Source organism: Micromonospora sp. WMMD712, assembly GCF_029581295.1.
Taxonomy (GTDB): domain Bacteria; phylum Actinomycetota; class Actinomycetes; order Mycobacteriales; family Micromonosporaceae; genus Micromonospora; species Micromonospora carbonacea.
Window position 1 is genome coordinate 2,234,383 of the sequence record NZ_CP120743.1, and the last position, 13,103, is coordinate 2,247,485.

At 74.5% G+C, this 13,103-nt stretch carries 9 protein-coding genes; 4 read left to right on the forward strand and 5 right to left on the reverse strand.

Going from position 1 to position 13,103, the window contains the following annotated elements; translation table 11 throughout:
* Window positions 1-7: 7 nt before the first annotated feature.
* Together O7633_RS09235 and O7633_RS09240 are read left to right on the forward strand one after the other, a co-directional pair.
* Entirely contained in the window at window positions 8-1,102 is a 1,095-nt protein-coding gene (locus O7633_RS09235; RefSeq protein WP_282327350.1) for a dipeptide epimerase, read from the forward strand.
* Between the two features lie 32 nt (window positions 1,103-1,134).
* On the forward strand, window positions 1,135-2,166 hold the full coding sequence (locus O7633_RS09240) for an NlpC/P60 family protein (RefSeq protein ID WP_282327352.1): 1,032 nt from the start codon (window positions 1,135-1,137) through the stop codon (window positions 2,164-2,166).
* Between the two features lie 63 nt (window positions 2,167-2,229).
* Here O7633_RS09240 and O7633_RS09245 read toward each other — a convergent pair whose 3' ends face one another.
* A complete protein-coding gene (locus O7633_RS09245) occupies window positions 2,230-3,228 on the reverse strand; it encodes a TerC family protein (protein ID WP_278128034.1) in 999 nt (332 codons plus the stop codon).
* Window positions 3,229-3,721: 493 nt separating this feature from the next.
* On the opposite strand from O7633_RS09245, the gene O7633_RS09250 reads away from it, so the two are divergent.
* A complete protein-coding gene (locus O7633_RS09250; RefSeq protein ID WP_278128036.1) occupies window positions 3,722-4,015 on the forward strand; it encodes an antibiotic biosynthesis monooxygenase in 294 nt (97 codons plus the stop codon).
* A gap of 457 nt (window positions 4,016-4,472) precedes the next feature.
* On the opposite strand, the gene O7633_RS09255 is transcribed toward O7633_RS09250, so the two are convergent.
* Both O7633_RS09255 and uvrB read right to left on the reverse strand, forming a co-directional pair.
* The gene (locus O7633_RS09255; protein ID WP_282327356.1) at window positions 4,473-5,426 is read right to left on the reverse strand and encodes a helix-turn-helix transcriptional regulator; all 954 of its coding nucleotides are present in this window, start codon (window positions 5,424-5,426) and stop codon (window positions 4,473-4,475) included.
* Window positions 5,427-5,526: 100 nt separating this feature from the next.
* Window positions 5,527-7,635, reverse strand: coding sequence for an excinuclease ABC subunit UvrB (gene uvrB / locus O7633_RS09260; RefSeq protein ID WP_178065788.1), 2,109 nt, complete (start codon window positions 7,633-7,635; stop codon window positions 5,527-5,529).
* Between the two features lie 312 nt (window positions 7,636-7,947).
* Here uvrB and O7633_RS09265 point away from each other — a divergent pair, with 312 nt between their 5' ends.
* The gene (locus tag O7633_RS09265; protein WP_278128039.1) at window positions 7,948-9,726 is read left to right on the forward strand and encodes a hypothetical protein; all 1,779 of its coding nucleotides are present in this window, start codon (window positions 7,948-7,950) and stop codon (window positions 9,724-9,726) included.
* A 34-nt stretch (window positions 9,727-9,760) separates the two neighbouring features.
* Here O7633_RS09265 and coaE read toward each other — a convergent pair whose 3' ends face one another.
* Both coaE and rpsA read right to left on the reverse strand, forming a co-directional pair.
* Complete coding sequence (coaE, locus tag O7633_RS09270) at window positions 9,761-10,945, reverse strand: dephospho-CoA kinase (protein WP_282327358.1); 1,185 nt, start codon at window positions 10,943-10,945, stop codon at window positions 9,761-9,763.
* A gap of 488 nt (window positions 10,946-11,433) precedes the next feature.
* Window positions 11,434-12,927 carry a 30S ribosomal protein S1 gene (gene rpsA, locus O7633_RS09275; RefSeq protein ID WP_074474370.1) on the reverse strand — a complete coding sequence of 498 codons (1,494 nt, stop codon included), beginning with the start codon at window positions 12,925-12,927 and terminating at the stop codon, window positions 11,434-11,436.
* Window positions 12,928-13,103 lie beyond the last annotated feature (176 nt).

The following is a 13,103-nucleotide window of genomic DNA, read 5'->3' on the forward strand; positions in this document are numbered from 1 at the left end:
GCCGCACATGACGATCACCGCGGTACGCACCCACCGGCTTTCCGCGCCCCTGCACACCCCGTTCGTCACCGCGCTGCGCCGCACCACCACCACCGACACGCTGATCGTGGAACTCGTCGACGACGACGGACGGTCCGGCTTCGGCGAGGCCCCGCAGGTGTGGCAGGTGACCGGGGCGTCGCTGGCCGGGGCCGAGGCGTGCGTGCGGGAGATGCTCACCCCGGGGCTGATCGGCCGGGACGCCGACGACCTCGTGGCCCGGTGCGCCGAGGTGCGCCGGGCGGTGGCCGGCAACGAGGCCGCCAAGGCGGCGGTGGACACCGCGCTGCACGACCTGGCCGCGCGCCGGCTCGGCGTACCCCTGGTGCGGTTGCTCGGCGGCACGGCCCGGCGCGTGCCCACGGACGTCACCCTCGCCGCGGGCGACGCCACCGACCTGGCCGCCGCGGCCCGGCAGCGGCGCGGCGAGGGGTTCTCCGTGCTCAAGCTGAAGGTCGGCACCGACGCGGCGGGCGACCTGGAGCGGGTCCGGGCGGTGCGGGCGGCCGTCGGCCCCGACGTGCGCATCCGGCTCGACGCCAATCAGGGTTGGACCCCCCGCGAGGCGGTCCGGGTGATTCGCGGCATCGAGGACGCCGGCCTCGGCGTCGAGCTGGTGGAGCAGCCGGTGTCGCGCTGGGACCTCGACGGGCTGGCCTGGGTCAGTGACCGGGTGGGCCTGCCGGTCCTGGCCGACGAGTCGGTGTTCGGCGTGCGCGACCTGGTCGAGGTGATCCGCCGACGCGCCGCCGACATGGTCAACGTCAAGCTGGCCAAGTGCGGTGGCCTGCACGCCGCCCGCACGCTGCTGGACCTGGCCGCCGAGCACGGGATCGGCACCGTCGTCGGCTCGATGATGGAGAGTCAGGTGGGGCTCGGCGCGGCGGCCAGCCTGGTCGCCGCCCACGGCACCAGCGCCGTCTCCGACCTCGACGCCGCCTGGTGGCTGGCCTGGTCGCCGGTGCGGGGCGGCATCCGGTACGACGGCGCGACCGTGGTGCTGCCGGACGCGCCCGGCCTCGGCATCACCTCCGTTGAAGCAAAGATTCAACCGGATGGTTGATGGGTGGCGCTTTCTTTCCTAGGGTCGCTGTCGTGAGGGCGCGGCGGGGAAGCCGTGAACTGGGGGTGGACGTGGAGCTGCAACCGGGCCGCGAGGCCGTCGTCCGGGTCGCGGTCGCGACCCTCTGGTCCTGCCCCGAGGCGGTGCGCCCCGTCGACCGCCCCGCCCTCGACGCACCCGCCGATGTCGCCGCCTGGATCTCCGGCATGGACGCCGACCAGCAGGTCGGCGAGTGCGTGCTGAGTCAGCTCCTGCTCGGCGAACGGGTGCTGGTCACCGCCCTGCGCCCCGACGGCTGGGCGCACGTCGTGGCCGTCGAGCAACCGGCGGCCCGGCTCGACCCGCGCGGCTACCCCGGCTGGCTCCCGGCCGCCCAGCTCGCCCCGCGCCCGGCCGACGCCGCGACCCCGCCGGCCGACGCCGCCCGCTCCCCGGCCGACGCCGCGCCCGACCCGGCCGACGCCCCGGCGCACCTGGTCGCCCCGGCCGTCCCCTGGGTCGTCGACGCGACGCTCACCGCCCTGCGCGCCGCCCCGGACGGCGAGCCGGTCGTGGCCGGGGTCGTCCTCGGCACCCGGCTGACCCCGGCCGGCCCCCCGGCGGACGGCTGGCGGCCGGTGCGCGCCCCCGGCCACGACCGGCCGCTCTGGCTGCCCGACGCGCACCTCGTGCCGGCGCCCGCCGCGCCCCCGTCCCCGGCGGAGGTGCTGGCCGTCGCCGCCCGGCTGCGCGACGTGGCCTACGTGTGGGGCGGGGTGTCGGCGTACGGGATCGACTGCTCCGGCCTGGTGCACCTGGCCTGGCGGCGGTTCGGGGTGGTGCTGCCCCGCGACGCCGCCGACCAGGCCGGCGCGACCACCCCGCTGCCCCTGGGCACCGAACGCGTCGGCGACCTCTACTTCTTCGCCCGCCCCGGCCGGCGGATCCACCACATCGGATTCGTCAGCGCCGCCCCGGACGGCGGCCGGCGCATGCTGCACGCCTGCTACCGACGCCGCCGCGTCCTGGAGGAGGCGATGCCGGCCGAGCGGACGGCCACCCTGGTCGGCGCGCACCGCGTCTGAGCCGCCCGGGACGGCGGAAGGGGCGCTCCCGGTGCCGGAAGCGCCCCTGCCCGCGTGGTCGGGTCAGCCGCGCGCCGACGCCAGCTCGCGCCGCCGGTCGCGGGCCGACTTGATCAGGCTGGCCACGGTCGCCACCGCGAGGGTGCCGAGGATGACCGTCAGGGACAGCCAGATCGGGATGTGCGGGGCCCAGGCCACCGGGTCGCCGCCGTTGACGAACGGCAGATGGTTGTCGGCCAGGGCCTCCAGCACCAGCTTGACGCCGATGAAGCCGAGCACCACCGCCAGGCCGTAGCTGAGGTAGATCAGCCGGTCCAGCAGCCCGCCGAGCAGGAAGTAGAGCTGGCGCAGGCCCATCAACGCGAAGACGTTCGCGGTGAAGACCAGGTACGGCTCCTGGGTGATGCCGAAGATCGCCGGGATCGAGTCCAGCGCGAAGATCAGGTCGGTGGTGCCGATGGCGATCATGACGATCAGCATCGGGGTGAACAGCCGCCGGCCGGCCTCGTGCGTGGTCATCTTCGCGCCGTCGTAGTCCCGGGAGATCGGCAGCGCCTTGCGGCTCCACCGGATCAGCAGGTTCTCGCTGAACTCGTCCTCGTCCGGCTCGCCCTGCCGGGCCAGGTTGACCGCCGTGTAGATGAGGAACGCGCCGAAGATGTAGAAGACCCAGGAGAACTGGGAGATCAGGGCCGCACCGGCGGCGATGAAGCCACCGCGCATGAGCAGCGCCAGCACGATGCCGATCAGCAGCACCTTCTGCTGGTACTGCCGGGGCACCCCGAACCGGGCCATAATGATCACGAAGACGAACAGGTTGTCCACCGAGAGGCTGTACTCGGTGAGCCAGCCGGTGTAGAACTCACCGGCCACCCCGGGACCGGAGAAGATCCACAACCCGGCGCCGAAGAGCAGGGCCAGCCCGACGTAGAAGCTGACCCACAGGCTCGACTCACGGACGCTCGGCTCGTGTGGTCGCCGGCCGATGATCAGCAGGTCGACGACGAGAACCGCAGTCAGTGCGACGAGGGTCCCCGCCCACACCAATCCGGACACGTTCAATCCCATCCTCCGGCAGACACACGGCGTCGGGCACACCGTACGCCCGCCGGGGCGGGTGGGTGTGGCGACGCGGACACTGGTGACTGTCGGAGGTCTCTTCCGTCGCCGACCCGCGAGCGGGCCGACAACCTACGGAGCCGGGTCGCGCCACCCGGGGGCGGTCGACCGTGCTGACGACTCCGTCGCGGGGGAATACTCCCCTCCTTCGCGCCCATTCTTCACCATGGCGAGGCGGGAGCGCATCTCCTGCTTTTGTGCCGGGGCTCTCAGCAGGCTCCCAGTGACGGATCTCTCCACCGGCCTCGCCTCCCTCTGGCCTCCTCTTCACGCAGGTCCCCCATCGCGTTGGTCGCTCACCACGTTCGTCGCTCACCACGCGTAGATCGTCCTAGGAGACCAGCTCGCATCGATGCCGGCGCGAGTCTCCGTCCCTGCGGTGGACACGGCCACCCCGGCGGCCCGGGCCCGGCCGGGGTCGTGCGAGGCTCTCGGCATGGTGCTTGAGGTTGCGCTCATCGACGTGACGCCCGGACACGAGGACGACTTCGCCGCCGCGTACGCGCGGGGGCACGAGATCCTGGCCGGCACGCCCGGCTGCCGCTCCGTCCGGATGACCCGCGGCGTGGAGTCGCCGACGCGATTCGTCCTGCTGGTCGAGTGGGACTCCGTGGCCGCCCACGAGGAGAACTTCCGGGAGACCGAGCGGTTCGCTCAGTGGCGGGCGCTGATCGGCCCCCACTTCGCCGGCCCGCCGCTGGTCGAGCACTTCGTCGACGTCCCCGCCTGAGCCGACGCCCCGGCGTCGCCGCTGCGGCCCGACCGGTCCCCGCCCCGCCTGCGCCGACGCCCTCGCCCACGCCGCCCGGCCTTGGCCACGCCCCGGCGGAAGTGTCACACCCCCCGGCTACCGTGCGCTCGCGCGCGGCCGCCGGCCCCGGCGGGCTCGGGGTCGCCGGGGCCGGTGGCCGCGCGGGCGGCACCGGGCGGGTCACCGGCTCCGGGGCGGCTTCGCGCGCTGCGCCGGGTCGGTGAGTGGCCGGGTGAGCACGGTTAGCAGGGGCCCCTGTACAACAGAATGCGATAACAAGGGGCCCTTCCTTCCGAAGGGGGCGGCGCGGATGTGGCCGGTCACGCGGCACCGACGGCGGCAGGCCCGCCCGCCGCCGGAGAACGGGCCCGGCGCGACACGGCGGGCCGCGCCGCCAGGGCCGCGCCGCCAGGGCCGCGCCGCCAGGGCCGCGCCGTCAGTCCTGCGGCTGGCGGGGCCGGGGCAGCGCCGCGCCCTCCGGCCGGGACCGCACCGACGGCTGACCGCCGAGGTCGACCGCGGCCGGCAACGACGGGTCGTCGGCCAGCCGGCCCAACAGCGCCGCCGTCTCCGCCGCCGGGAGCGCGGCGTCGAGCAGCCGGTCGATCACCGCGTCGTACCAGCCGAGGTCCGCCGGGGAAACCAGCCGCACATCGGTGGTCAGGGCTTCCAGCATCACCGTGCGCGGGTCGGCCGGGTCGGGGAACGAGTAGCGGGTGAACGGGGTCAGCGGATGCGCGCCCCCGGCCGTCGCCCCCGGCGGGACCACCCGGATGGTCACGTTCGGCCGGCCCGCCAGGTGGACCAGGTGCCGCAGCTGCTCGCGCCAGATGCCGTCGGGCACGCCGCCCGGGTCACAGGCCGCGAGCTCCAGCAGCGCCGTGTAGCGGGGCGGGTCCGGCCGGTGCAGCACCTCCTGCCGGACGAGCCGGGCCCGCACGTCGGCCTCCACGTCCACCTCGGGGTGCAGCAGCCGGGCGACCCCGAGCCGCAGCCGCGCGTACGCCGGGGTCTGCAACAGCCCCGGCACGACGGCGGGCTGGTATTCCACCACGGTGGCGGCGCCGGCCTCCAACTCGGCGTAGGCCCGCTGCCGCTCCCCCATCCCGCCGAGCGTCTTCCACCAGCCGCGGCCCGTCGCCGCGTCGCGGGCGATGACGATCAGCGCGTCGCGCTCGTCGGGCCCGACCCGGTAGACGTCCAGCAGGTCGAGCACGTCGGCAAGATCCGGCCGGCTCTGCCCCAGCTCGATGCGGGACAGCTTCGAGGTGGACGCCCAACCCAGCCGGTCACAGACCTGCTCCAGCGTCAGCTCCTCCCGCCTGCGCAGTTGGCGCAACTCGGCTCCGAGTCGCGCCCGTCGAATCACCGGACTCGTTGGCAACGGCATCCCCGCCTCCCCAGGACGGAGAGTACGCAGATCGATCACTCGCTGCAATACCTTGCTTGCTTACGGCGACGACATCCGACGCCGCGGAGCGGCCCGACGGTCACTTCACGCCCGCCGCGTCCATCCCCCGCAGCTCCTTCTTCAGGTCGGCGACCTCGTCGCGGATGCGGGCGGCCAACTCGAACTGCAACTCCCGGGCGGCGGCCAGCATCTGGTCGTTGAGCTCCTGGATGAGCTGGGCGAGATCGGCCCGGGCCATCCCCTCCCGCGACGGACCGGCCGCGCCGGCCCGGCTGCGGCTGCGGGTCTCCTTGACCGGCGCCTTGCCCCGCGACAGTTGCCGCGCCGCGCCGCCGACCCGGGAGCTCTCGGTGTCCTCCGCCTCCCGGTAGATGTCGTCGAGAATGTCGTGGATCTTCTTGCGCAGCGGCTCGGGGCTGATCCCGTGCGCCTCGTTGTGGGCCACCTGCTTGGCCCGGCGTCGGTTGGTCTCCCCGATCGCCTCCGCCATCGACGGGGTGATCTTGTCGGCGTACATGTGCACCTGGCCGGAGACGTTACGCGCCGCCCGGCCGATGGTCTGGATCAGCGACCGGCCGCTGCGCAGGAAGCCCTCCTTGTCCGCGTCGAGGATCGCCACGAGGGACACCTCGGGCAGGTCCAGGCCCTCGCGGAGCAGGTTGATGCCGACCAGCACGTCGTATTCGCCCTTGCGCAGCTCGCGCAGCAGCTCCACCCGGCGCAGCGTGTCGACCTCGGAGTGCAGATAGCGCACCCGGATGCCGTTCTCCAGCAGGTAGTCGGAGAGGTCCTCGGCCATCTTCTTGGTCAGCGTGGTGACCAGGACCCGCTCGTCGCGCTCGGTGCGCAGCTTGATCTCGTGCATCAGGTCGTCGATCTGCCCCTTGGTGGGCTTCACCACCACCTCGGGGTCGATCAGGCCCGTCGGGCGGATCACCTGCTCGACGAACTCGCCCTGGGCCTGCTCCAGCTCCCAGGACCCGGGGGTGGCGGAGAGGAAGACGAGCTGCCCCACCCGCTCCAGGAACTCGTCGAAGCGCAGCGGCCGGTTGTCGGCGGCGCTGGGCAGCCGGAAGCCGTGGTCGATGAGCATCCGCTTGCGGGAGGCGTCGCCCTCGTACATGCCGCCGATCTGCGGGATCGTCACGTGCGACTCGTCGATGACGGTGAGGAAGTCGTCGGGGAAGTAGTCGAGCAGACAGTGCGGCGGGCTGCCCGGCAGCCGGCCGTCGATGTGCATCGAGTAGTTCTCGATGCCGGAGCAGAAGCCGACCTGCCGCATCATCTCCAGGTCGTAGGTGGTGCGCATCCGCAGCCGCTGGGCCTCCAGCAGCTTGCCCTGCCGCTCCAGCTCGGCGAGGCGCTCGGCCAGCTCCGCCTCGATGTCGCGGGTGGCCCGCTCCATCCGCTCCGGGCCGGCGGCGTAGTGGGTGGCCGGGAAGATCATCAGGCTGTCGACCTCGCGGACCACGTCGCCGGTCAGCGGGTTGAGGTAGTAGAGCTTCTCCACCTCGTCGCCGAACAGCTCGACCCGGACGGCGAGCTCCTCGTACGCCGGGATGATCTCCAACGTGTCGCCGCGGACCCGGAACGTGCCCCGCTGGAACGCCATGTCGTTGCGGGTGTACTGGATGTCGACGAGGCGGCGCAGCAACTGGTCGCGGTCGAGCTCCTGCCCGACGGCGACCCGGACGGCGCGGTCGAGGTATTCCTCCGGGGTGCCCAGGCCGTAGATCGCCGAGACGGTGGCCACCACCACCACGTCCCGGCGGGTCAGCAGCGACATCGTCGCCGAGTGCCGCAGCCGCTCGACCTCCTCGTTGATCGAGGAGTCCTTCTCGATGTAGGTGTCGGTCTGCGGGATGTAGGCCTCGGGCTGGTAGTAGTCGTAGTAGGAGACGAAGTATTCCACCGCGTTGTGCGGCAGCAGCTCGCCGAACTCCTTCGCCAGCTGCGCGCAGAGCGTCTTGTTGGGGGCCAGCACCAGGGTGGGCCGCTGCAGCCGCTCGACGAGCCAGGCCGTCGTGGCGCTCTTGCCCGTGCCGGTCGCGCCGAGCAGCACGGTGTTGCGGTCGCCGCGCCGCACCCGGCGCTCCAGGTCGTCGATGGCGGCCGGCTGGTCGCCGGCCGGCTGGAACTCGCTGACGACCTGGAAACGGCCGTCGAGCCGGGGAATGTCGAGCGCCATGACACCCACCGTACGCCCGGGGTCCGACAGCGCGGCACGACTACCGTCGGTCCGTGATCGGCTTCGATATTCGCATTGTGTGGCGGATTTCACCGCGCTAGGGTATGGCCGTAGGCCGCTCGCGGCGGCCGTCCGGGCCGGCGGCTCGGCCCTCGACGGCCGACACGCCCCCGGCACAGGGGTCGCAGCACCTGGGACATCACCCGGCGTGCGCACCCGACGTGGTCGCGCGCAGGCGCAGACCGGCCGCCGCGAGCGCCCCACGCAACCGGCGGGCGTCACCTGTCCCGCACGCCGCACGTTCATCCTCGCGTGGAGAACTCCCCCGGGCCGACGCCCCGGCCCGCCCGGCCGACGCACCCGCCCGCCGAGGGTCCGGCCCGGTCCACGGCGACGCTCCCGCTCGTCGTCGCACCCGTCCGGGGCCGGCGCGGCGACCGGGGTCCCGCCGCGCACCGCGCCCGGCCGGGCCGCGGGAGCCGGGGCAGGGGCGGACGCGGCGGCGGGGACGGGGACGGGCCCGCCGGGCGGCGACGCACCGCCGTGGTCGTGCTGGGGGTGGTCGCCGCCGCCGCGGCGGCGGCCCTGGTCGTCGGGCTGCTGACCTGGGTGCCTGCGGCACCGGAGCCGTCCCGGCCGCTGACCCCGGCGGAGGCGGAGCGCCTCGCCGCGGTGCGGGTCACCAACCACCGGGACGTCCGCTCCGGCGTGCGCCTGACCCTCGGCGAGGCCGGCGCCCGCACCGACGTCGTGGGCTGGGTCGACTGGTCCCGGCCCCTGGCCTACCTGGACGTGGGCGGGCCCGGGGCCGGCCGGGACCGCGGGCTGGTCCAGGCGGTCCCGGGGCTGCTGCTGACCCGGCCCGACCCGACGGCGGTGCCCGCCCCGGCGTATCCGCCCCTGGTGCCGCCGGCCGACGGCTGGCGGGTGGGCGACGTGGCCGCCGCCCGGCCCCTCCGCCCCGCGGTCGACCTGCTCCTCGCGCTCGCCGCGCCCCGGCCCGAGCCGGCCGGGGACTTCCCGGCCGACGACGCCCGGTGGCTGGCCCCGGCCGAGGCCGGCGGGCTGCCGGTGGACGTCTTCCAGTCCCGCCTGCCCGGTCCGACGCCCCCCGGGCCGGTGCCGGGAAGCGCGACACCGACGACCGGGCGACGGAGCGCCCCGACGACGGCGCGGCAGGGCGCGCCGGGGAGACCGGGACGGAGCACGCCGGCCGGGTCGGGGCCGGCGGCGTCGACCCCGGGCGCGTCGGGTCCGGCCGGGGCCTGGCCCGGGCCCGCGATCAGCCTGCCGGCCGCGGTCCGTCCGCCGGCCGGGTCGGCGCTCGACGGGGCCGCCCGCTGGTGGGTCGACCGGGACGCCCGGCTGCACCGGCTGGAGGGACGCCTGCGGGGCGGCGTGCCGGTGACGCTGGAGTTGCAGCATGCCAACCGGCCGGTGCTGTGGCCGGTGGCCGCGCTCGGTGGCCGCGCGGGGCTGCCCCGGGCGCTCACCGGCGCCGAGGAGGACCGGCTGGCCCGGGTGGCCACCCGGCTGCGGGCCCAGGGCGGCGCCGCCGCCACGCTCACCGCGCCCGTGGCCCCGGGCCGGGCCGTGCGCGGCACCGGCTGGCTCGACTGGACGGCCCGGGCGGCGTACCTGTCGGTCGGCGGCACCGGCGCGTGGCCCGGCCGGACGCTGCGCCGCTACGACGCCGCCGGGATCTGGTCCGCCGCCGCCACCGGCGACCCGGCCGCCCCGCCGCCGCTGCCGCCGCCGCGCACCGGGTACGCCTGGCACCACCGCCCACCCGACGCGGACGACGCGGACGACATCGACCTGCTGCTGGCCGCCGCGCTGCGCGCCGGCGCGGCGACGGAACGGACGGCCCGCCCGGCGAGCCGGATCCGCGGGGACCGCCTCGCCGACCGGGCCGTCGACGTGATCGAGGTGGACGCGGGGCGCGGCCCGCTGCGCTACTGGATCGACCGGTCCGGGCTGCTGCGCCGGCTGGAGCTACGCACCCGGCTCGGCACGTACGCCCAGCTCGACCTGTCGCCGGAGGCCGTGCCGGCGCTGCCGCCGGTGGCCCCGGCGCGCGCCCCGCGCTGACCTCGGCGGGACCGGTCCGTGGCCGGCAGCGGGCTCAGGGCCGCCAGCCGGTGCGCGCGGCCCACTCCTCGGCCCGGTGGTGTTCCTCGTCGAACCACGGGTCGCGCGCCGTGGCGTTGGGGGACCCCCCGGCCGGCGCGCTGGCCGCCAGGTCGCCCTTGAGCGTCAGGTACGCCGCCCGCCGGGCGGGGTCGGCGCGCAGGTGGTCGCGCATCAGCAGCGCGTACCGCCAGCCGGGCGAGCCCTCCGGCCGCAGGTGCAGGCGCACCGGGCGGCCCGGGTCGGCGTTGCCGTGCAGCCGCTTCTCCCAGCGGCCGCTGCCCGCCGGGCGGGGGCTGTCCCACCACTGGCCGGGCACACGCGGGAAGCCGGCCGCAGCGAGCCGCTCGGCGAGCGCGCCGTCCGCCTCCGCGAGACTCGGCACGGTCACCTGGATGTCGACGACGTCCCGGGCGGCGAGGCCAGCGACGGCCGTCGAGCCGACGTGGTCGATCCGCGGATCGGCCGGGGCGAGCGCGTGCCGGAGCCGGGCGGCCAGCCGAGCGTACTGCTGCGGCCAGGTCGGGTCGGGGCCGGTCAGGGCGGTCCCGTCGGGTTCGGCCGCCCGGCGGAGCCGGACGTTCTCCTCGTACGGCAGCAGCCGGTCCCGCCACAGCCCGTCCACTTGGACGTGCAGCTCGTCGAGGGTGGCGTCGTTGCGCAGGACCACGTCCGCGGCCGCGTCCCGGCGCGCGTCGTCGGCCTGCGCGGCGATCCGCCGCTCGGCCTCCGCCCGGCTCATCCCCCGGTCACGCGCCAGCCGGGCCAGCCGCACGGCCACCTCCGTCTGCACCACGACCACCAGGTGGTACGTCGGCGCGAGCCCGACCTCGACCAGGAGCGGCACGTCGTTGACCACCACGGCGTCGGGCGCCGCCGCGGCGGCCAGCTCGGCGGTCCGCGCGCGGACCCGGGGGTGGGTGATCGCCTCCAGCCGGCGGCGGGCCGCCTCGTCGGCGAAGACCAGCCCGCCCAGCGCGGCCCGGTCCAGGGCCCCGTCGGGGCCGACGACCCGGTCGCCGAAGGCGGCCACGACCTCGCTGAGCCCTTCGCTGCCCGGGGCGACCACCTCGCGGGCGATCCGGTCGGCGTCGATCACCACCGCGCCGAGCGCGGCCAGCCGGGCCGCGACGGCGCTCTTGCCGGAGCCGATCCCGCCGGTCAGTCCCACCATCAGCACCGCAACAGTCAACCGGATCGACGCCCGCACCACCAAACCGGCAGTCGACGTGCCATCCCCCGCCCGCCCGGGCACTGGCCGGCCAGCGCCGCCTCCGACCAGCGCCTCTTCTGGTCAGCGTCAGCACTCGATCGGGGAAAGAGTGGCCTCCGGCCGGGAGCGAGGCCACTCGATCCCCGATCGAGCACGATCTTGTCGGGCAGCCGGGCGCACGACCGGGCGGGCGGCCAGGAGCCGGCCAGGCAAGCCAGGCAGGCGGACAGCCGGGCAGGCAGGCGGGCGAAGGGCGGAGAGGAGAGGGCGGAAGGCGGAAGGCCGCACAGAGAGCGAGGGAACGGCGGGGCACAGGAAGCGCGGGCGGCAACGACGACGGGCCCCGCCCCGGCGGCCCGGTGGAACCGGATCGCGGGGACAGGGCCCGTCGTCGTCAGCGGCGGCTCCGGACCGGGGGCGTCGTCGAACGCGCCCGGCGGGGAGTCGTCACGGGGTCACTTGCCGCCGGCGAGCTTCTCCCGCAGCGCGGCGAGCGCCTCGTCGGTGGCCAGGGTGCCGGCCGGCTCCTCGGCCTGCCGGCTCGGGGCCGTGCTGGTCGAGGTGGTGGTGCCGCTGGTCGACACGGCCGGAGCCGGGTTGGCAGCGGCCTCGGCGTCGGCGGCCCGGGAGGTCTGCACCTGCTTGGTGTGGGCCTCCCAGCGCTGACGGGCCTCGGCGTACTGGTTCTCCCAGGTCTCGCGCTGCTTGTCGTACCCCTCGAGCCACTCGCCCGTCTCCGGGTCGAAGCCCTCCGGGTAGATGTAGTTGCCCTCGGCGTCGTACGTCGCAGCCATGCCGTAGAGGGTCGGGTCGAAGTGCTCCTCGCCCTCGACGAAGCCCTCGTTGGCCTGCTTGAGCGACAGGGAGATCCGGCGGCGCTCCAGGTCGATGTCGATGACCTTGACCATGACCTCGGAGCCGACCTGGACGACCTGCTCCGGGATCTCCACGTGGCGCTCGGCCAACTCGGAGATGTGGACCAGGCCCTCGATGCCGTCGTCCACCCGGACGAAGGCGCCGAACGGCACCAGCTTGGTGACCTTACCCGGCACGATCTGCTGGATCGCGTGGGTGCGGGCGAACTGCCGCCACGGGTCCTCCTGGGTCGCCTTCAGCGACAGCGAGACCCGCTCGCGGTCCAGGTCGACGTCCAGGACCTCGACCTCGACCTCCTGGCCGACCTCGACGACCTCGGACGGGTGGTCGATGTGCTTCCAGGACAGCTCGGAGACGTGCACCAGGCCGTCCACGCCGCCCAGGTCGACGAACGCGCCGAAGTTGACGATCGAGGACACGACGCCCTTGCGGACCTGGCCCTTCTGCAGCTTGTTGAGGAACTCGGTGCGCACCTCGGACTGCGTCTGCTCCAGCCAGGCCCGGCGGGACAGGACCACGTTGTTGCGGTTCTTGTCCAGCTCGATGATCTTGGCTTCGAGCTCGCGGCCGACGTACGGCTGCAGGTCACGCACCCGCCGCATCTCGACCAGGGACGCGGGCAGGAAGCCGCGCAGCCCGATGTCGAGGATGAGACCACCCTTGACCACCTCGATGACCGAGCCGCGGACGACGCCGTCCTCGTCCTTGATCTTCTCGATCGTGCCCCAGGCCCGCTCGTACTGCGCCCGCTTCTTGGAGAGGATCAGACGACCCTCCTTGTCCTCCTTCTGGAGGACCAGGGCCTCGATGTGGTCACCGACCGAGACGACCTCGGCGGGGTCCACGTCGTGCTTGATCGACAACTCCCGAGAGGGGATGACACCCTCGGTCTTGTAGCCGATGTCGAGCAGGACCTCGTCCCGATCGACCTTGACGACGGTGCCTTCGACAATGTCGCCGTCGTTGAAGTACTTGATGGTCTCGTCGATCGCGGCGAGGAAAGCCTCCTCGGAACCGAGATCGTCGTGGGTGACCCGGGTGGCGCTCGAGGGGGCCTCGATGCTGCTCGTCATGTGGGCGGTTGCTCCGGTCGGATGGGTTGTCACAGCAGGCTGGTGTCGCGGTGACCTGTTCGCGCCAGCGGATCCGTCGCCGGGCACACAGAAGATCACTAGTGAGGTCCTGATGTGGCTCCGTCTGGAACTCCGCGACCGCGCGCCTTCTCCCTGCCGAGGCACGCGACCCGCGA